This is a genomic window from Pseudomonas helleri, from assembly GCF_001043025.1.
Taxonomy (GTDB): domain Bacteria; phylum Pseudomonadota; class Gammaproteobacteria; order Pseudomonadales; family Pseudomonadaceae; genus Aquipseudomonas; species Aquipseudomonas helleri.
Genome location: NZ_JYLD01000002.1, coordinates 550,895 through 570,546 on the forward strand (window position 1 = coordinate 550,895; position 19,652 = coordinate 570,546).

14 protein-coding genes are annotated in these 19,652 nt (G+C 60.7%); 11 read left to right on the plus strand and 3 right to left on the minus strand.

From position 1 onward, the window contains the following. Window positions 1–255: 255 nt before the first annotated feature. The 4 genes from TU84_RS05185 to TU84_RS05200 all read left to right on the plus strand — a co-directional run bounded on the left by TU84_RS05185 (window position 256) and on the right by TU84_RS05200 (window position 5,829). On the plus strand, window positions 256–2,691 hold the full coding sequence (locus TU84_RS05185) for a TonB-dependent receptor plug domain-containing protein (RefSeq protein WP_048367704.1): 2,436 nt from the start codon (window positions 256–258) through the stop codon (window positions 2,689–2,691). A gap of 61 nt (window positions 2,692–2,752) precedes the next feature. Next, the gene (locus TU84_RS05190) at window positions 2,753–3,706 is read left to right on the plus strand and encodes an LLM class flavin-dependent oxidoreductase (protein ID WP_048367705.1); all 954 of its coding nucleotides are present in this window, start codon (window positions 2,753–2,755) and stop codon (window positions 3,704–3,706) included. After that, window positions 3,696–4,712 carry an LLM class flavin-dependent oxidoreductase gene (locus TU84_RS05195; protein WP_048367707.1) on the plus strand — a complete coding sequence of 339 codons (1,017 nt, stop codon included), beginning with the start codon at window positions 3,696–3,698 and terminating at the stop codon, window positions 4,710–4,712. The genes TU84_RS05190 and TU84_RS05195 overlap by 11 nt, the downstream gene beginning before the upstream one ends. A gap of 1 nt (window position 4,713) precedes the next feature. Then, on the plus strand, window positions 4,714–5,829 hold the full coding sequence (locus tag TU84_RS05200) for an LLM class flavin-dependent oxidoreductase (protein ID WP_048367709.1): 1,116 nt from the start codon (window positions 4,714–4,716) through the stop codon (window positions 5,827–5,829). Here TU84_RS05200 and TU84_RS05205 read toward each other — a convergent pair. Then, complete coding sequence (locus TU84_RS05205) at window positions 5,826–6,902, minus strand: sigma-54 interaction domain-containing protein (protein ID WP_048367710.1); 1,077 nt, start codon at window positions 6,900–6,902, stop codon at window positions 5,826–5,828. The genes TU84_RS05200 and TU84_RS05205 overlap by 4 nt on opposite strands. A gap of 453 nt (window positions 6,903–7,355) precedes the next feature. Here TU84_RS05205 and darT point away from each other — a divergent pair, with 453 nt between their 5' ends. Together darT and darG are read left to right on the plus strand one after the other, a co-directional pair. Continuing rightward, window positions 7,356–8,000 carry a type II toxin-antitoxin system toxin DNA ADP-ribosyl transferase DarT gene (darT, locus tag TU84_RS05210; RefSeq protein ID WP_048367712.1) on the plus strand — a complete coding sequence of 215 codons (645 nt, stop codon included), beginning with the start codon at window positions 7,356–7,358 and terminating at the stop codon, window positions 7,998–8,000. Next, window positions 7,997–9,085, plus strand: a complete 1,089-nt coding sequence (darG, locus tag TU84_RS05215) for a type II toxin-antitoxin system antitoxin DNA ADP-ribosyl glycohydrolase DarG (protein ID WP_048367713.1) — start codon at window positions 7,997–7,999, stop codon at window positions 9,083–9,085. The genes darT and darG overlap by 4 nt, the downstream gene beginning before the upstream one ends. An 84-nt stretch (window positions 9,086–9,169) precedes the next feature. Here darG and TU84_RS05220 read toward each other — a convergent pair whose 3' ends face one another. Continuing rightward, the gene (locus TU84_RS05220) at window positions 9,170–10,207 is read right to left on the minus strand and encodes a branched-chain amino acid aminotransferase (RefSeq protein WP_048367715.1); all 1,038 of its coding nucleotides are present in this window, start codon (window positions 10,205–10,207) and stop codon (window positions 9,170–9,172) included. A 229-nt stretch (window positions 10,208–10,436) separates the two neighbouring features. Beyond that, window positions 10,437–11,540: a GlxA family transcriptional regulator gene (locus tag TU84_RS05225; protein WP_174479314.1), complete on the minus strand. Its 1,104-nt coding sequence runs from the start codon at window positions 11,538–11,540 to the stop codon at window positions 10,437–10,439. Between the two features lie 329 nt (window positions 11,541–11,869). Here TU84_RS05225 and TU84_RS05230 point away from each other — a divergent pair, with 329 nt between their 5' ends. The 5 genes from TU84_RS05230 (at window position 11,870) to TU84_RS05250 (ending at window position 19,652) form a co-directional block, all read left to right on the plus strand. Beyond that, complete coding sequence (locus TU84_RS05230; RefSeq protein ID WP_241486380.1) at window positions 11,870–13,681, plus strand: DUF1302 domain-containing protein; 1,812 nt, start codon at window positions 11,870–11,872, stop codon at window positions 13,679–13,681. 26 nt (window positions 13,682–13,707) lie between these two features. Continuing rightward, on the plus strand, window positions 13,708–15,000 hold the full coding sequence (locus tag TU84_RS05235; RefSeq protein WP_048367717.1) for an MFS transporter: 1,293 nt from the start codon (window positions 13,708–13,710) through the stop codon (window positions 14,998–15,000). 44 nt (window positions 15,001–15,044) lie between these two features. After that, a complete protein-coding gene (locus TU84_RS05240) occupies window positions 15,045–16,127 on the plus strand; it encodes a M14 family metallopeptidase (protein ID WP_048367718.1) in 1,083 nt (360 codons plus the stop codon). Between the two features lie 51 nt (window positions 16,128–16,178). Next, window positions 16,179–17,825: a CapA family protein gene (locus TU84_RS05245; RefSeq protein ID WP_048367720.1), complete on the plus strand. Its 1,647-nt coding sequence runs from the start codon at window positions 16,179–16,181 to the stop codon at window positions 17,823–17,825. Between the two features lie 330 nt (window positions 17,826–18,155). Beyond that, the gene (locus TU84_RS05250) at window positions 18,156–19,652 is read left to right on the plus strand and encodes an aldehyde dehydrogenase family protein (RefSeq protein ID WP_048367722.1); all 1,497 of its coding nucleotides are present in this window, start codon (window positions 18,156–18,158) and stop codon (window positions 19,650–19,652) included.

Sequence of the window (19,652 nt, forward strand, 5' to 3'; positions counted from 1 at the left end):
CTGACCGGGCGTTGCTACAAAAACACCAACCCCGCTCACACCCGCCGTGCAAGCCGTTGTTAACAAAGGCTTTTCAACAATGGCACAGCCCTTGCTCAAGGCCTTTGCACCAGAGCTTGAGACTGATGCCCCAGAGCATCCGGCAACAAGCCGCTACTCACCACTTTTTACGCGACGCCAATGCCGTCGCCTTACCCGACAAGGTTGGCCACCCAGCAGGGCGCGAACCGGGGAACACACTGGAGCCTTCGTACCATGACTTCTTCACGTATCACGGGTTTACCCCAGCCGCGCAAGATCTTCGCCCGCAGCCTGTTGTTTCTTGCCGTGTGCGAAGCCGCGACGGCCGCAAGCCCGCTGCTGGCCGCCGAGAGCAAGAGCGACAACCCGCTGGACACCGTCGTGGTGGTCGGCAACCGTGGCCAGGCTCGCACCCTGGCCGAAAGCACCGCGCCGGTGGACGTGATCTCGTCCCAGCAGTTGCTGGCCACCGGCGAGCCTGACCTGACCCGCGCCCTGAACCGCGTGTTGCCGTCCATCAACCTGCCGGCGTCGTCCGGCTATGGTTCCGCGTCGGTGGTGCGCCCCATCAGCCTGCGCGGCTTGAACGGCGACCAGGTGCTGGTGCTGGTCAACGGCAAGCGCCGCCACAACAGCGCCCTGCTCAACAACGGCACGTCGCTGAACTCCGGCTCGCAGCCGGTCGACCTCGACATGATCCCCACCGCATTGATCGATCATGTCGAGATCCTGCGTGACGGCGCCTCGGCCCAGTACGGCTCGGATGCCATCGCCGGGGTGATCAACATCGTCCTCAAACAGACCGACCACGGTGGCAGCCTGAAAACCACCTACGGCCAGAACTACCAAAACGGTGATGGCGAAACCATCCGCCAGACCGGCGACGTCGGCCTTGCCCTGCCCAATGACGGCTTTATCAACTTTGGCCTGGACGTGCGCCACCAGAAGGTCTCCGACCGCTCCGACAAAGCCCCGTACACCGACAGCGCGGGCAACACCAGACTGGAGCACACCTATTACGGCACCGGCCTGCCCGAGGCGCGCAACTTCAGTTTGGGTTACAACGCCGAGCTGCCAGTCAGCGATGACCTGACCCTGTACTCATTCTCGACCTACACCCGGCGCAACTCGGAAAAGCCTCTGGCCTTCCACCAGCCCGCCAGCTTTGACGGCATTGCCACGCCGTTCCCGGAAGGGATCGAAGACACCCTGCGCTTTATCGAAAACGACTTTCAGGTGGCCTTCGGTGGCAAAGGCACCGTCGCCGGCTGGGACTACGACCTGTCCAGCACGTACGGCCAGGACCACGCCGAAGCCACCCTGCGCCACACCTACAACCTGAGCTACGGCCCTGATTCGCCGACCTCGGTCGACACCGGGGTGAAGACCTTCAGCCAGTGGACCAACAACCTCGACCTGACCCGCGCCTTCGATTTTGGTCTGGCCAAACCGACGCAGATTTCATGGGGCCTGGAGCAACGTTACGAGAACTACAAAATCGGCAAGGGCGACTACGCCTCATACGCCAGCGGCCCGTTTGACACAGGTGTCAGCGGCAACCCGATTGCGCCGGGGACTATCTCCGGTGCTGGCACCACGCCTGCCGATGCCGACCAAAAAGGCCGCACCAGCCTGGCGGCTTATGGCGAGATTGGTCAGGACCTGACCGACAAATGGCACGTTGATCTGGCCGGTCGTTACGAGCATTACAACGACGGTTCGGGCACCACCACCAACGGCAAAATCGCCACCCGCTATCAGTTGACGCCGATCCTCGCCGTGCGCGGCAGCGTCAGCACCGGCTTCCGTGCGCCTTCGTTGGCCCAGCAGATCTACAGCTCCACCTCGCAGACCAGCGTCAACGGCAACCTGTTCAACTACCGCAACGTGGCGGTCGACTCGGAAGTGGCCAAGGCTTTGGGGGCCACCACCCTCAAGCCGGAGAAATCCACCAACTTCGCCCTGGGCCTGACCCTGCAACCGACCGATGCCACCAGCATCACCCTCGATGCCTACCAGATCAAAATCAAGGACCGCATCGACCAGACCGGCTACCTCGGCGGCACGCCGCAAATCGACGCCATCCTCGGTGCCGCCGGGCTGCCGACCAACCAGGCGGTGACTTACTTCACCAACGCACTGGACACCACCACCCGCGGCATCGACCTGATCGGTGACTACCGCCAGAACCTGGGCGCCTACGGCAACCTGCGCTACACCCTGGGCTTTAACTGGAACACCACCGAGATTGACGACATCCACGCCTCGCCCCTGGCCCAGGCCACCCTCGGCCCGGACGGCGGCTACAACCGTCAGCGTCAGGGCAACCTCAAGCACGGCAACCCGGAGTCCAAGCTGATTCTGGGCACCACCTGGACCATCAACAAGTTTGATATCGGCCTCAACCTGACCCGCTACGGCGAGTACACCCAGTACGGCACCGCCGAAATCTACGACCGCACGTTCTCGCCAGCCTGGATCACCGACCTCAACGTGGACTACCACCTGACCTCCAGCCTGACCCTGACGGCGGGCGCCAACAACCTGTTCAACATCTACCCGGAACGCACAAACCTGCCGAGCAGCTCGGGCGCCTTCCCGTACGGCAACTTCTCACCGTACGGCACCACCGGCGGCTACTGGTACACCGGCGTGACGTACAACTTCTGACCCATTGCCCTGCCGCCCCAGCGGCGGCAGGGCTTTGCCGAACACTTGCACGGAGGCTGTCATGACCCGCCGTACCGACCCATTGATAGTGGGTGCCTGTTTCACCGCCAACACCCGTCGCCCGGACTTCGAGCGCCTCAAGGCCCTCGCCCGCAGCGCCGAACGCGGCACATTCGCTGCACTGAGCTTCACCGAACCGCCCGAACAGTTTGAGTCGCTGACCTTGATATCGGCCCTGGCCGCCGTCACCGAGCACATCGGCCTCATCGCCACCCCGCACGATCCCGAGCCGTACCACATCGCCCGTAAACTCGCCTCCCTCGACCACCTGTCCAACGGCCGCGCCGCCTGGGGCGTTGCCAGCGAGCCGTCAAGCCAGCGCGCAAACGAACGCCACGACCTGGTTAACGACCTGTGGGACAGCTGGGACGACGACGCTTTTATCCGTGACAAAGCCAGCGGCCGCTATTTTGACCCCGGCAAACTGCACACCCTCAACCACAAGGGTGAACACTTCTCGGTGCGCGGCCCACTGAACGTCGCCCGCCCGCCGCAAGGCCACCCGCTGCGGGTGCACACCCTCACATCAGAAGCAGACAAAACCTTGGCCATCCGCGTGGCTGACGTGATCATCGCCGAACAGCGAGACCTGCCCGCTGCCCAAGCCTTCTATCACGACATCAAACAGCGTGCTGCTGCCGTGGGCCGAAACCCTGAATACCTCAAGATTCTGACCACGGTCAACCCGCTGGGCAGCACGCCCAATGACATCGCCGAGCATTTAGAACACGAGTTCCAGGCCCGCGCCTGCGATGGTTTTAATGTGCTGTTCCCCGACTCGACCGACGCCATCGACACCTTCGTCGAGCATGTGATTCCATTGCTGCAACACCGCGGGCTGTTGCGCCACGGCTACAGCGGCAGCACCCTGCGTGAACACCTGGGCCTGCCGCGACCAAGCAACCGTTTCAGCGCCAGCATCCTCCCCGTTACGGAACCTGCCCATGCCTCTTGAATTCAGCTGGCAACTGCCGCTCTGCGCAGCGGGCGCGACGCCCGACTGGACGGCGCAGCCAGGGCACTGGATTCAGTTGGCCCAGGCCGTCGAATACGCAGGCGTTGATGGCCTGTGGATACCCGGCGGCTCCCAGTGTGCCGACAGCCTGGGCGTGGCCGCCGCGCTGTGCGCACATACCCGCCACCTGCAACTGACGGTCAGTGTGCCGCCGCAAGTGATGCTCCCCGCCGCGCTGGCCAGCACCGTGCAAAGCCTGCAATCGATCAGCGCCAACCGCGTGCGCCTGCACCTGCCGGACAGCCAGCAGAGCACCGCGCGCCACACCTTCGACGACTGGCTCAACCGTGACCAGCGCAGCGAAAGCATCGGTGAGTATCTCGACATCCTCGGGCGCCTGTTGCGCGGCTGCGACGGTGGTTTTACTTACAGCGGCCGCTACTTCCAACTGGAAAACGCCGGTTATGCCCGCCGCGATTTGCCCGCCCCGGCCATCGTCCTCAATGACAGCCAGAGCCCGGCGCTGATAGCCAGCCAGGCGCAGGTTTGTTTGTTACGGGCAGCGCCGCCTGCACAGTTGCGCCAGGCCATCGAGCGTCAGCGCGCCGCCAGCCCCGAGCCGTCAACACCGCTCGCGTTTGCCTGCACCTTCGGGCTGATCCTCGCCGACACCGAAGCGCTGGCCTGGGAGGCCGCCGCCCGACAACTGCCAGCGCTACCGGCCGCCCCGACCAGCGAAGCCGAAAGCGTGCTGCGCCTGCAACGCAGTGGCCACCCGCTGCGCCATTTCGAGGTCCATCCCAATCTGCTGCAAACGGCGCCGGGACAACCGGCGTACCTGATTGGCACCCCGCAACAACTCGCCACCCGCCTGCAAGAACTGCATGGCCTGGGGATCGAACACATCGTGATTCAGAGCCAGCCGTCGGTCAGCGACGTGCTGCGCTTTGGTGAACAGGTCCTGCCCCTGCTGGCAGCTCAGGGCCTGCGCAAGGAGAACGCCTGACATGCCCACACCCGCTAACGGGGCCATCGAGATTGACTGGTTCCTGCCCACCAACGGCGACGGCCGCCACCTGACCAGCAGCGGCCTGCCCAGTGTCGGGCTGTTCCAGCAGGGCGAACGCGCGCCCACCCTCGACTACCTGCGCCAAGTGGTGCGGGCGGCCGAATTGGGTGACTTCGACGGCATCATGGTGCCAACCGCCAGCGGTTTCGAAGACCCTTGGTTGATCACCGCCGTGCTGGCCCAAGAAGTACGCCGCCTGCGCTTTTTGCTGACCGTGCGCCCCGGCCTCGAACTGCCCGCCTACAGCGCCCATCGTGCAGCGACCTTGCAGTTGCTCAGCGACGGGCGTCTGGACCTGCATGTGGTCAGCGGTTCGAGCCGGTTTGAGCAGCGCTCACTGGGGGATTTTCTGGAGCATGACGAACGCTATGCGCGCACCGCCGAGTTTCTTGAAGTGTTCCAGTCGGTGTGGAGCGGCCGCAGCCAGCCCTATCACGGGCGCTATTACCGCAGCGCAGGCGGCGCCCCCATCGCGCCTCAGGCACCGGCGCCCGCGATCTATTTTGGTGGTGCTTCGCAGGCCGCCGAACAGGTCGGCGCGGCCCATGCGCAAACCTACCTGATGTGGTGCGAGCCCCCGGCGATGATCGCTGAACGCATCCTGCACATGCGCGAACGCGCCGCCGCCCGCGGCCGCCCTCTGCGCTTTGGTCTGCGCGTGCACGTGTTCGCCGCCCCCACCGACGATGAAGCCTGGGCGCATGTCGAGCGGTTGCTGGAAGAGATCCCCAAAGAGGCCATCGAACGGGCGCAGTTGCAGATGGCCGCGTATGAGTCGGTGGGCCAGACCCGCCAGACGGGGCTGGTCAAAGGTCGCGGACGACGCGCGCGGGAACTGGAAGTGTCGGCCAACCTCTGGGCCGGTGTCGGCCTGGTGCGTGGCGGTGCGGGTACTGCGCTGGTGGGCAGCTATGAACACGTCGCCCAGCGCATCGAGGAGTACTACCAACTGGGCGTGGAGTGTTTTGTGCTGTCGGGTTTTCCGCACCTGGAAGAGGCCATCCACCAAGGCGCGGAGTTGCTGCCACTGTTACGACGCATCGGCCGCACTTAGCTCGGTGCGCGCCCCTTGAGCATCCCGTGATTGACCAGCAGCGTGCGCATGGCATTACGGGTGATGCCCAGCAGCGCGGCGGTGCGCAACTGGTTGAAACCGCAAAAGGCAAAGGCCTCGCGCACGATCAAGTCTTCAATGTCATGCAGCAACGTGTCCCCCGGCACCTCGAACAAACGCAGCAACTGCTCACGCATCACCTCTTGCGGCAGCTTGCTCAGCGTACTCGCCCCGGCCTTGGCCACGCTGAGCCCACCTGAAAATTTCAGGTGCTCCGGGCGGATCGGCTTGTCACCGGCCACCAGCAACGCCAGGTGCACGACGTTTTCCAGCTCACGAATATTGCCCGGCCACGGGTAATCCAGCAGCGCTTGCGTCGCGGATTCAGAGAGCATCGGTTCATTGATCTTCAAGCGCGCGCTGTAAAGACGGCGGAAGTGTTCCACCAGCGGCAGGATATCCAGCGGGCGCTCACGCAGCGGCAACACCGAGACTTGGGCGACGTTGACCCGGTAAAACAAATCAAGACGGAAATTACCCGCCTCCACCGCTTGCTCCAGATCGACGTTGGTGGCGGTCACCAGCCGTACATCAATCTTCACCGGCTTGCGCGAGCCGACGCGCACCACCTCCTGCTCCTGCAACACGCGTAGCAGCTTGACCTGCAACGGCAGCGGCAGATCACCAATTTCATCGAGAAACAGCGTGCCGCCATCGGCCTCTTCGAACCAGCCTGCGCGCCGCCCGGTGGCCCCGGAAAAGGCCCCGGCTTCGTGGCCGAAAAACTCGCTCTCGGCGAGGGTTTCACTGATCGCCCCGCAGTTAACCGCAACAAAGGCGCCACGCCGGCCACTGGCCGCGTGCAAATAACGGGCAACCAGCTCCTTGCCGGTACCGGTTTCGCCATTGATCAACACCGGCACCTCACTCGGCCCCACCTGCTGCAAAAAATCCAGCAACTGGCGCGAACGCGGGTCGGCAAACACCAGGGCCTTGGCCCGGATAGACAGGGGGTCCTTTTCACCCTGAGGGAACGTCAAAATCGGGGTCGAATGTCCCAAGGGGCCGCTCATGGCAAGGAATTCCAGCGTAGGTAACGATCGAAGGTAGCGATACTTTACCGAGCGCGAGTTATAGCCAGAAATACTTAAAAAGAATTACGACCAAACTTTTCTGGATATTGGTAGACACAAGAAAGATCAAAGGATCGCGAGCAAGCTCGCTCCTACAGTTTGTGTGTGCATGCAACAGTCGTCGGCCGTCGGCTACGGCTCCCAAGCCCAATAAGTCCAACAGCCTGTTGGACAATTACGACCTGAGCATGGCTGCGTAAATCCAAGCTGGCGCGTGAGAGTCCTCTCATCCATATGAGATACCTGATGGGCCGTTAACCTATACTCGCGTGTCAATCAGCACATCTCGTAGCCATCACCGGAAAGCGTCCATGTCAGTGCGAATTTACAGATAGCGTTTTATTACCTGTACGGCATTGCCCAAACCAGAGTGAACCGAGGAATTTTTCTTAGATGATTTACAACAGTCTGAATCCAGAAAAAGCGCTGATTTGGCGGATCGTCCACCGTGACAATCTGCCCTGGATTCTGGACAACGGCCTGCACTGCGCCAGCTCCGAGGTGCAGGCGCCCCATTACGTGAATATTGGCAATGCTGAATTAATAGACAAGCGCCGCACTCGGCGTGTTCCTATTGAGCCGTCAGGCATGTTGGCCGATTACGTACCCTTCTACTTCACGCCCTTCTCTGTGATGATGCAAAACATTCACTCAGGATGGAGCGTTCAGCAGCGCGGCAACGATGAAATCGTGATTCTGGTCTCCAGCTTGCACCGCGTCGCCGAGCTAGGGTTACCGTTCGTCTTTACAAATGCACACGCCTACCCGGATTGGACAGACTATTACAGCGATCTGGACAGCCTGCATGAGATCGACTGGCCTATCCTTCAACGACGCGACTTTAAACGTGACCCTGATGACCCCCGAAAAATGGAGCGATATCAGGCCGAAGCGCTGATTCACCACCACCTACCGATTACAGGACTCCTTGGCATCATGTGCTACACCGATGCAGTGAAAGCACGCATAGAGCAGGACGTGGCCGCCAGGGGCCTGACGCTAGCAGTGCATGCCCGGCCGGGATGGTATTTCCAATGATCACATTTACCCAAGGCAACCTTCTGGAAGCCAAAACCGAAGCCCTCGTCAACACGGTCAATACCGTCGGGGTGATGGGCAAAGGTATTGCGCTGATGTTCAAAGAGCGCTTTGCACAAAACTATCGTCTGTATGCGGCCGCCTGCAAAGCTGGCGAAGTAGAAACAGGCAAGGTTCACGTCACCGAAGTCAACGAGCTTGAAGGCCCCAGGTGGATCGTAAACTTCCCGACCAAACGTCACTGGCGCTCACCTTCGCAGATGGCCTGGGTCACTGAAGGCCTGCATGATTTACGCCGCTTCCTGATTGAAAACCAGGTCAAATCCATAGCAATTCCACCGCTGGGTGCTGGTAATGGTGGCTTGAAATGGCCTGAAGTCCGCGATCAGATCGTTAATGTTTTGAGTGATCTGGATGTAGAGGTACTGGTGTTTGAACCCTCTAGCCAGTATCTGAACGTCGCTAAACGCAGTGGTGTGGAAAAGCTAACGCCAGCTCGGGCACTTATTGCCGAACTGGTACGGCGTTATTGGGTTCTAGGGATGGAATGCAGCCTGCTGGAGATTCAAAAACTGGCATGGTTCCTTGAGCGCACTATTGAAAAACTGCCAGACACACAAAACCCGCTGAAACTGAAGTTCATTGCTCACACCTATGGCCCCTACGCCAATCGGTTGGAGCATCTGCTCAACAATCTGGATGGCAGCTACCTTCATTGCAACAAGCGCATCAGTGATGCGGGAATCAATGATGTGATCTGGTTTGACCAAGATCGAAAAGACTTTTTGCAGGCTTATCTCAAAACAGAGGCCAAGGAATATTCTCAAGTCCTGGAATACACCGCCGAATTAATCGATGGTTTTGAGTCACCGTTCGGTATGGAGTTGTTGGCGACAGTCGATTGGCTACTGAGCCAGGAAGATGTCTCCCCGACGCTTCCAGCCGTGCGCGAAGCATTAAAGCATTGGGATGGCGGGGCTGATGCTGCTGCCCGTAAAAGCAGGTTGTTCGACGATCAGTCGCTTTCTATTGCCCTCAAACGACTCACGTCCAGTCACTTCAAACCGCAAATGGCGCTCTGCTGAGGTTTGCTCATCTACTAGCCGCCTGTAGGAGCGAGCTTGCCTCGCGATCTTTTGAGCTTTTAAAAAATCGCGAGGCAGGCGTATTTAAGCCTGTTGCGAGCCTGGGACCTTGACGATCCAGCCAGCCGGAGCTTCGACGTCGCCGGACTGGATGCCGGTGAGTTCGCTGTACAGACGTTGTGTTACCGGACCTACTTCTGTCTCGCTATGGAAGACGTGCAGTTTGTCGCGGTACTGGATGCCACCAATCGGGGTGATGACGGCAGCGGTGCCGCACGCGCCCGCTTCGGTGAAGCGCTCCAGTTCGTCTACGCGTACATCGCCTTCAACCACGGTCAGGCCCAGACGCTCTTTGGCCAGTGCGATCAACGACAAACGCGTGATGCCCGGTAGTACCGAGGCCGAACGCGGGGTCACGAATTGTTTGTCTTTGGTGATGGCAAAGAAGTTGGCCGAGCCGACTTCTTCAATGTGGGTGTGGGTCAGCGGGTCCAGGTAGATGCAATCTGCAAAACCGGCCTTTTTGGCTTCGGAACCCGGTAGCAGGCTGGCGGCGTAGTTGCCACCCACTTTGGCAGCACCGGTGCCATTTGGCGCGGCGCGGTCGTAGTCGGAGATCATGAAGTTGCAAGGCTTCATGCCGCCTTTGAAGTACGGGCCAACCGGGATGCAGAACACGCTGAAAATGAATTCCGGTGCCGTGCGCACGCCGATGTTGTCGCCCACGCCAATCACGAACGGACGCAGGTACAGCGCGCCACCCGAACCGTACGGAGGGATGAACTGCTCGTTGGCTTTGACAACCTGGGTACACGCGTCGATGAACTGCTCAACCGACACATGCGGCATCATCAGACGGTCGCAGCTGCGTTGCATGCGCAGGGCGTTCTGGTCCGGGCGGAACAGGTTGATCGAACCGTCTTTGCAGCGATAGGCCTTCAGGCCCTCGAAGCACTGTTGCCCATAGTGCAGGGCAGTGGACCCTTCGCTGATGTGCAGCACGTTGTCTTCAGTCAGAACACCGTTGTCCCACTTGCCGTCGCTCCAGCGAGACAGGTAGCGATAGTCGGTTTTGATGTAATTGAAGCCCAATGTGCTCCAGTCGATACTCGGGACAGACATGATTACCTCGAAAGCTGTTCTTGGCAGGTTATGCGGCATCGGCAAGGTCGATGCCTTTATCACGGGCCAGTGTGCCAGCCACTCACGGCCAGCGCACCGGGGTCATTCAGTATTTGCGAAAAATAACGTGCGGTTCGTCGCGTTGAGCCCTGAAGGCCGAACCAAAGTGGCCATTTTTATTGCACGGAAAAACCGGTTAGGCAAGTGTCTCGATGGCGGCTGCCTGCCATCAATGGCCCGCGTTGTCGCCCGGTTCAATCCCCAATGACTTGATCAGGTCATCTGCCCGCTCATCGGCACCCGGTTCATCGGCGCGCCACCAACGGCTGGAAACACGCATGGTGTAGCGGCGCCGATACTCAGAGGGCGTGACCCCGGTGGCGCGCCGAAACAGGCGGCGGAAGGCACTGGCATCCTGGTAGCCGCAATATTCCATGACCTCAGTCAGGTCGATCAGCGTCACTTCCAGCAGCTGTTTGGCCCGTTCCACACGCAGGCGGTGCAGGTAGTCCAGCGGGGTCATGCCTTCGACTTCCTTGAAATGGCGCAACAAGGTACGCGGGCTGGCGGTCGCGGCCTGGGCCACGCGCTCCAGGCTGTAGGGCGTCTGAATATGCTGCTGTAGCCAGTGCTTGGCGCGAAACACCACACTGTCGCGGGTTTTCACCGAGATGCCGGGAAAGTTCAGGCCCGACTGTTCAAAACGCATGGGGTGATAGAGCAGCCCGTTGGTCGCAATTTGCGCCATTTCTTCGCCCGCGAAATGGCGAATCAGTTCAACCACCAAGTCGCAGACCGCCGCCGGTGCCCCGGCAGTAAAAACCGGACCATCCACCACAACCGGGCCTTCCATCGCCATCTGCACGGCGGGGAAGCTGGACGCAAACCAGTTGGCAATCATCCACGTGACCGTGGCGCGCCGACCATTAAGCACCCCGGCACGCGCCAGCATCACCGGGCCATTGAAGCTGGCAGCGATAACCCGGCCCTGGGAGTGGTAGCGGGCGATGCAGTCCAGCTCTTCGCTGCATTGGTCGAGCACATGGTTGAGGTCGGGGACGCTTTTCATCTGCACGCCCGGGACAAACAGCGCAGTTTGCGAGGGTCGCAAGGTTTTGCGCCCCCCGGCAGGCGACTGCATGGCCGTCATCCAGTCGGGCAGCGGCAGCTCATTGCCTGCCGCATCAATCAGCCGCCAATGGAAGAACGCCCCGCGTTTGTCGGGGTTACGCATCTGCCAGAGCGTGTTGAAGGTGCGCAGAATATCGATAACGCTGAACAGCGTCCCGGTCATGCTGTGCGGGCCGTGGAGCAAATCAATACGGACGTTCATGGGCTAACCCGGCGATATTGGACTTATTGTTGGCGATATTAGCTCCACCTCTGTGCCTTGTCTGCCAGCGGCACTCGTCGTCCCTGCCCCGCACCTTATTCCTGCTTGTTCAAACCAGCCGGACACAGCGCACGCCAAGCGCTGCGCGGGCGGTTTACCACGTGTTTTGGCTGGCGATATTGGCCCTATCGCTGTCGGTATTCGCCGTATTACCGCCCGACCTTGGGCGATAGACTGAAAACGCCTGGCATCCCACAAAAACAAAACGAAGGTAGTGCTCAGTGAACACAACAATAAGAAAAGCGTGGGCCAAGGCTGGCAAACCCGTTATGACGGGACTCTCCATGGCGCTGCTCAGCGCAGGCATGACAGCCCCGGTATCAGGGGGCGAACTGGTGTTCGGTGACCTACGGTCCGGGCTCGGCCCAGGGATCGAATGGCAGCAGGACGACACCCGCCTGACCGTTAAAGGCGCCGTAAAACTGGGCACGGTGCGGCGCATGGACAACCCGAGCCACCGCCTGACCAGCACCGAATACGGCATGAACCTGTTCAACGACGGCGACCTCAACTACAAGCGCGGCGATGCCGTGTCGACGTCGCTGGAAACCTACCTGCAAGCCGACCTCAGCCACCGCAACCTCGGCGTGTTTGTCAGCGCCAAAGGCTGGTACGACTACGCGCAAAAAGACCAGGGCGTGGACTATGGCAGCGTCCCGAACGGCTATCGCCCCGGCAAACCCTTGAGCGATGACGGTTTCGACTCGCTGGCGCGGTTTTCCAACGCGGTCATCGACGATGCCTATGTGTATGGCAACTTCCAGCCGGGCGGGCATGACCTGTTGGTCCGGCTTGGCGATCAGGCGATCCCTTGGGTGACACCGACCACCATCGGCGGCGGCCTGCAGGCTGTGAACGCATTCGACTGGGCCGCCGCCCGGCGCAGCACCTCGATTGCCGAGGCCCGCACCGTGGCGATGCCCGCGCTTTACGCCAAGCTGGCCCTGACCGACAACCTGAGCGTGGATGCCTTTAATCAGTTTGAGTTGCGCCCCAATGCCTTCCCCGGTTGCGGCACGTTCCTGTCGACCAGCGATTACGCGCAACCCGGGTGCAACCAGTTTTTACTCAACGGCAGCATCCTCAGCTCGCTGGCCGGCCGCCCGATCTTTACCCCGGACGGCCAGGCCCTGAATAACCCCCTGGACAGCGTGGCCCGCGGCCCTGACCATCGGCCCAGCAACAACCAATACGGCGCAGGCCTGCATTACTTGTGGGACAACGTCGGCATGTTCGGTTTGTATTTCGCCGACTACACCAGCCGCGATGCCATCACCCAAGTGGTGCGCACAGGGCCCGGCGTGCTGACACCTCCGGCCGCCAACCTGGGCCAAGCCACCCCCACCGGCGTGGCCGCGTATTACCAGCGCGCCTTCCCGACCCACATCCGCCTGTACGCGCTTAACTTCAAGACCCGCCTCCCGGATGGCACCGGGATTTATGCCGAATACAGCTACCGGCCCAACCAGCCCATTGCCTGGAACGGCTCGGACTTTATCACCGGTTTGCTGGGCGGCAGCGGCCCCTTTGCGTACCTGACTAAAACCCCGACCGGCTATCTGGCGCCCGGTTACGACCGCTTTCGCGTCAGCCAATTCAACCTTGGCGCCAGCCGCCCGTTCGGCCACGTGCTGGGCGGTGACATGAAGCTGTCGGCCGAAGCCGGGTTCAAATATGTGCACGACCTGCCGGACACCGACGAGCGCCGCTACGGCCGCCCCGGTTTTGGCAGCGCGCCCTACGGTGAGAACGCGAAATGCACGGGCCCGGCGGCTAAATGCTCAATGGACGGGTTTGTCACGCCGTTTTCCTGGGGCACCCGCGCCAAAGCCGAAATCCACTATAAAAATGTGTTGCCGGGGCTCGACCTGACCCCTTCGCTGGCGGTGCTCTATGACGTTAAAGGGCATGCCTATGACGGCGTGTTTTCCGAAGGCCGCTACGCGCAGGTGCTGGGCGTGCAGGGCGAATACCAAAAAACCTACACCTTCAACGTCAGCTACCTGAACACCGGTGGCGGCGATTACAACCTGGTCGCCGATCGCAGCATGTTTGAGGCCAGTGTCGGCATCCGCTTCTGAGCGCCCCTATTGAAAAGGCCATCCCCATGCACTCATTGACCGATAAACGCCGCCCGCTGGTGGTCGCGCTGCTGATGACCGTGGTCATTATCAGCGTGCTGGATAAAACCATTTTTGCCTTTGCCGGCCCGCAGATCATTGACGAACTCAAGCTCACCGCCGAGCAGTTCGGCTTTATCAGCAGCGCATTTTTCTTTTTGTATTCGATTTCCGGCGTGCTGGTGGGCTTTGTGGCCAACCGCATGCCCAGCCGCTGGATCCTGTCGGGCATGGCCCTGGTGTGGATGACCGCGCAATTGCTCGCGGCCCTGTCCACGACGTTTATCAGCCTGTTGGCCAGCCGCGTGCTGCTCGGTGCCGGTTGCGGGCCGGGCACCGCGGTCACCCAGCACGCCTGCTTCAAATGGTATGCCACCCGCGAGCGGGTCTTGCCCGCCGCGCTGATTCAAGTGGCAATCATGCTCGGTGCCATCGCCGGGGCGCTGGCCTTGCCCAAATTGATAGAGCATTACGGCTGGCGCACAGGGTATGTGCTGCTGGCCGGGATCGGCCTGATCTGGCTGCTGCTGTGGCAACTGTATGGCCGCGAAGGGCAGCACGATGACACCAAAACCGCCAACGGCGAGGCTTTGCCGACGCTGCCTTATGCCCGCTTGTTGCTCAATCGCACCTTTGTCTGCATCACTCTGGTCGCCTTTTGCAGTTACTTGCCCAACGCCCTGCTCTACAGCTGGCTGCCGACGTACCTGCAAAAAGGGTTGGGCATGACGCCCATGCAATCCGGTTACCTGGTGCTTGCAACCACGCTGGGGGTGATTGCCATCAACCTGCTGGTCTCAAGCCTGGCCCAACGCGCCATGAAACGCGGCGCCAGCATCCGCAAGGCAATGGTGGTGCCACCGCTGCTGGCCTGCCTGATTGCGGGCGTGGCGTACATCGTCATGGGCTTTACCACCACGGCCCTGACCGTGACGCTGGGCTTGTTTTTGCTGGGCAGCATCCTGCTCAACCTGTTGTCTGCGTTTGGTTTCAGCATCGTTGCCCACATCGCACCGGCCCGCCAACGCGGCAGCATGCTGGCCATCCATATCGCCTTGATGACCACGGCCGGCATGCTCGCGCCCCTGGTGGTCGGGCAAGCCATTGGCTGGCAGCACGGCGATCTGGTGAACGGCTTCGAACTGGCCATCGGCCTGTTTGGCATCACCCTGTTGGTCTTCAGCGTACTTGGGCTGCTGTTGATCGACCCGGAGCGCACTCGCCGCGAGCTCAATGCCAACACTCCCCTTGCAGGTTTACCGGCCGCCAGCCCGGCCTAGCCTGCGCGTCATGACACCTCCCGACTTTGCATAGGAACTGCTTGATGGACTTATCCTGCTTTTCACAGAGCTACGCCCAAGCGCGGCAAAAATTCCTTGAGGCCTGCTTCAATGCGGATCTCAAGGTGGAGTCTCACCTTCACCCGCTGGCCGGTAAGGAGGGAGAAGAACTGGCCATTGATGTGGCGCTTTCAGGCTCGCCCTGTGCGGCCAATTTGCTGGTCGTGAGCAGCGGCGTCCACGGTGTCGAAGGCTTTTGCGGCTCGGCGGTGCAAGTCGATCACCTGCGTGACCGCAACTGGCTGCGTGACAGCCACCGAGAGAATGTGGCCGTGCTGTATCTGCATGCGCTCAACCCTTATGGCTTCTCTTGGCTGCGCCGGGTCAACGAAGACAACGTCGACCTCAATCGCAACTTCAATGACTTCAGCCAGCCGCTGCCCGCTCATTCCCCTTACCGCGCCCTCGCCTCGTGGCTGGTGCCAAAGCGCCAGCCGCCGACGCTGCTCAGCACCTTGGGGCTGGCGGGTTATGCCGTGCGTCACGGGCCTAAAGCGCTGCAAACAGCCATCACCAGCGGCCAGCACATCGACCCGCGCGGTCTGTTTTTTGCGGGTACTCAACCCACCTGGAGCAACCTGCAACTGCGCCAGATCATCCGCCGCCTGGGCAGCCATTGCCAACGCATCGGCTGGATCGACGTGCACACGGGGCTCGGCCCTTATGGCGTAGGCGAGCGTATTTACAAAGGGCACACCACCTCAAACGACATTGCCCGGGCGCGCGAATGGTGGGGGCCGCAGGTCACCTCCAGCGAAGACGGCTCGTCGTCCTCTGCCGTGCTCAACGGCACGCTGGACCTGGCCGTGATGCAAGAGTGCCCGCTGGCCCAATACAACGGTTTGACCCTGGAATACGGCACCAAACCCGGCCCGGCCGTGCTCAACGCACTGCGCGCCGATCAATGGTTGCAGAACAATCCACAGGCTAATGACACCCAACGCACTCAAATCAAGCGACAACTTCGCGATGCCTTCTACATTGATAGCGATGACTGGAAACGACGCGTGCTGGAACAAGCGCGAGAGGTCACGGCACAGACCCTCAAAGGGCTTTCCATGACGTAGCACTCTGCGCCGTCGATAGAGTCACCCCTCAAGACAAAAAGGATATTCAGGATGAATGCGTATTTGATGGAAGCGTTAAGACAGATCATGCAACAGATCAAGACCACACTTGATGAGCATGGCGATGAGATCACCACCACTCTTCAGCGTGTGGCGCTGGGGGAGTTAAAGCCTGTAGAGACGCTCAGCCCCGAAGAGCTTGAATGCGCGCGCGAGTTGTTTGGCTGGGTGGCGCAGCACGACCCGCTGAAGGTCTGGGCCAAGGTTGAGCCGCTGTTGCCGGAACTGATCGGCTCGGCCGCAGACATCGCCCTGGATGAGATTTTTGTCGATCCGGGCTTCGGCGAGCTGCCGCCTTCGCTTAAAAAACTCAAGGACAAGCGCACCCTGGCAAGGCTTGGGGTGCTGTTGGCGAGCTACATCTGCTATGACCAGTTCCACTACCCGCAGCCTGAAACCGGGGTGTACAACATTTCGGGCAGTGCATTCGAAAAGCTCAAGTGGGTGTACCGGTACTGGTTCAATCAACTGGAAGTCGCTGAACTGGGCTCGGGGCTGGAAGCGTTTTTCGCGTCCCAGCGCTTAGAGTTTTTCAACCTGACAGACCCGACGCCGGACCCTGACAGCACGATCGCTTCGGTGTCGGTGTCGTGTGCCGGGGATTTGCTTGCGGTGGATGTGCTGACACCCGAAAACACCGAGCACTTGTTCGATGCGATCACCGACTTTTACAGCAGCGCCGACATTGTCAGTGCCAACCTCGAATCCACGGTGGACAAAAACCAGGAGCCCGGCCGTAACCAGCAGCCCGGCGAACCGGCGCGGATGAACACGTCCGAGGCGATGTTCGACAAGTTCCGCCACGAGGCCAAAATCAACTTCTTCAGCACCGCGACCAACCACGCCATGGACTATGGCGAATCGGGCGTGCTGGCCACCCTCGACGTACTCAAAAGATCGGGTGCACTGTATGCCGGTACGGCCGCTAGCCAAGCCGAGCAGAACGAGGTGGTGATCTTTGAAAAAGACGGCATCAAGGTGGCGCTGCTGGCCTACACCTTTGACCTCAACGGTCACTTGGTGCCCGAGGGCAAGTCTTACCTGGCCAACGAAGTACGCTTTAACGATGTAAACCCGCCGCCTGATTACACCCTGATCAAAAAGCAGGTCGCGGCGGCGCAGGCCAAGGGCGCGGACTGGATCATCGCTTACTGCCACTGGGGCTGGGAGTTCGAAATGTACCCCCACGTCAACATCGTCGATGCGGCGCACAAGGTGATTGAGTGCGGCGTCGACACGATTCTGGGCAACCACCCGCATGTCAGCCAGCCCGCGCAGCTGATCCCGCGCACCGGCAAACAGGACGCGCTGGTGATCTACGCGTTCGGCGACTTTGTGAGCTACCACCCCGACAGCCGCAACTCCAAACTGGCCTACAGCGTGAAGTTCAACATCGGCATGGTGAAGGGCTCCACCGGGCTGTTCAATTTGCAGGCGTTGCCGCTGTATATCGTCAATCAAGACCTGGGTAACAAGCGTTTCGACTGCCGCATCGTCAAGTTCTTCGACGTGCTGGAAAGGCCGACTGAGTTTGGCCTGACCGAGCTGGAAATAAGCCAGTTGCCGCACCTGCGCGACAAAGTGTGGAACGACATCCTGTCGCCGCTTTCGAGCATCGCCCAGCGTTTTGACGCGTAACGCCCTCCTCTAAGCCCGCGCTGCTTCGCGATCTTTTAAAAATCAAAAGATCGCGAGGCAAGCTCGCTCCTACAGATTGAACTGCCCCCACAATCCCCGTAGTCGCTGACGAGCGGAGCGAGGCTGCGATCGGCTGCGCAGCAGTCGTCATATCCCCTTGAAAATTCGAAAGATCGCGAGACAAACGCACGCCTACAGGTAGGTTTTGGCCTGTATTTACGGACAAAACAACTGAAAATAATTTCAGTAAAGCGCAAAACCACTATTGAAGATATTTTCAGTATTGCCTAGCATTGCCTCAGCCTGACAAGAATAAATCGAGGTGTTGCTGTGCCAGAGTCAAAAGATCGAACCTATTGGCTCGACAAAGCCCAAACGCTGCCCATTGAAGGCCGGGCGTTTATTGATGGTGCTTATGTCGATGCCCAAAACCGTGCCACGTTTACCTCGTTCAGCCCCATCGACGGCGCGCCGCTGGCGTCGGTGGCGCAGTGCGCCAGTGCCGATGTCGACCTGGCCGTGGCCGCTGCCCGTCGCAGTTTTGAAGCCGGGGTGTGGTCGGACCTTTCTGCCCGTGAACGCAAAGCACTGCTGCTCAACTGGGCGCAGTTGCTCGAAGCACACACCCAAGAGCTGGCCTTGCTGGAGTCTCTGGACAGCGGCAAACCCATCGCTGACACCCTGGGCGGTGACCTGCCCGGCACGATTTATTGCCTGCGCTGGTTTGCCGAACTGATCGACAAGGTGCACGGCGAAGTACCGGCCACCGACCCGCAGTTTTTCGGCACCGTGACCCAGCAACCGATGGGCGTTGTGGCCGCCGTTGTGCCATGGAACTACCCGCTGTTGATGGCCGCCTGGAAGTTCGCCCCGGCCCTGGCCGCAGGCAACAGCGTGGTGCTCAAGCCTTCAGAAAAAACCCCGCTCAGCGCGTTGCGCATTGCCGCGCTGGCGCTGCAAGCGGGCATCCCGGCGGGCGTGTTTAACGTGCTCAGTGGCGACGGGCACACCGGCAGGGCCTTGAGCCTGCACGCGGACGTCGACTGCATCGCCTTCACCGGCTCAGGCAAGGTGGGCCGTGAAATCGCCAAAAATGCCGCCGCATCGAACCTCAAGCGCGTGTGGCTGGAACTGGGCGGCAAGTCGGCCAATATCGTCATGGCCGATTGCGCCGATATCCCCCAGGCCGCCCGCTCGGCCGCCGCCGCCATTTTCGCCAACATGGGTCAGGTGTGCAGCGCAGGCTCTCGCCTTCTAGTGCAGCGCTCCGTTGCCGACACCCTGCTCAGCGAATTGATGCACGCCACGCAGGCGTACCAACCCGGCCACCCGCTGGACCCTGCCACCGTCACCGGCGCCATCATTGACGGCGGGCAGCTCCAGCAGATCAATCAGTACCTAGACATCGGCCGGCAAGAAGCCACCTTGCTGCGAGGCGGCCGCACCCTGCAACTGGCCGGGACGGGCGCATACCTGGAGCCGACGATTTTCCTGGCCAAGGACGCCTCGGCACGCATCGCCAACGAAGAAATCTTCGGCCCGGTATTGGTGGTGATCGTGTTCGACACGCTAGACGAAGCCATCGCCATCGCCAACCAGACCGAATACGGCCTCGCGGCGGCGATCTGGTCGTCTGATATCAACACGGTCCACACGGCCACACGCCGTTTGAAAGCGGGCACCGTGTGGGTCAATTGCTATGACGAACTGGTGGACATGAACTTCCCGTTCGGCGGCTTTAAAGAGTCGGGAAATGGCCGGGACAACTCGGTTCACGCGCTCAGCAAATACACCGAGTTGAAATCCACCATCCTGCGTTGCCGTTAA

Bases quoted from the DNA above. Each gene is read 5' to 3' on its own strand.
- TU84_RS05185 (WP_048367704.1), top strand. From the start codon at position 256: ATGACTTCTTCACGTATCACGGGTTTACCCCAGCCGCGCAAGATCTTC.
- TU84_RS05245 (WP_048367720.1), top strand. From the start codon at position 16,179: ATGAATGCGTATTTGATGGAAGCGTTAAGACAGATCATGCAACAGATC.
- darT (WP_048367712.1), top strand. From the start codon at position 7,356: ATGATTTACAACAGTCTGAATCCAGAAAAAGCGCTGATTTGGCGGATC.
- TU84_RS05205 (WP_048367710.1), bottom strand. From the start codon at position 6,902: ATGAGCGGCCCCTTGGGACATTCGACCCCGATTTTGACGTTCCCTCAG.
- TU84_RS05190 (WP_048367705.1), top strand. From the start codon at position 2,753: ATGACCCGCCGTACCGACCCATTGATAGTGGGTGCCTGTTTCACCGCC.
- TU84_RS05200 (WP_048367709.1), top strand. From the start codon at position 4,714: ATGCCCACACCCGCTAACGGGGCCATCGAGATTGACTGGTTCCTGCCC.
- TU84_RS05240 (WP_048367718.1), top strand. From the start codon at position 15,045: ATGGACTTATCCTGCTTTTCACAGAGCTACGCCCAAGCGCGGCAAAAA.
- TU84_RS05235 (WP_048367717.1), top strand. From the start codon at position 13,708: ATGCACTCATTGACCGATAAACGCCGCCCGCTGGTGGTCGCGCTGCTG.
- TU84_RS05225 (WP_174479314.1), bottom strand. From the start codon at position 11,540: ATGAACGTCCGTATTGATTTGCTCCACGGCCCGCACAGCATGACCGGG.
- darG (WP_048367713.1), top strand. From the start codon at position 7,997: ATGATCACATTTACCCAAGGCAACCTTCTGGAAGCCAAAACCGAAGCC.
- TU84_RS05220 (WP_048367715.1), bottom strand. From the start codon at position 10,207: ATGTCTGTCCCGAGTATCGACTGGAGCACATTGGGCTTCAATTACATC.
- TU84_RS05230 (WP_241486380.1), top strand. From the start codon at position 11,870: ATGACGGGACTCTCCATGGCGCTGCTCAGCGCAGGCATGACAGCCCCG.
- TU84_RS05195 (WP_048367707.1), top strand. From the start codon at position 3,696: ATGCCTCTTGAATTCAGCTGGCAACTGCCGCTCTGCGCAGCGGGCGCG.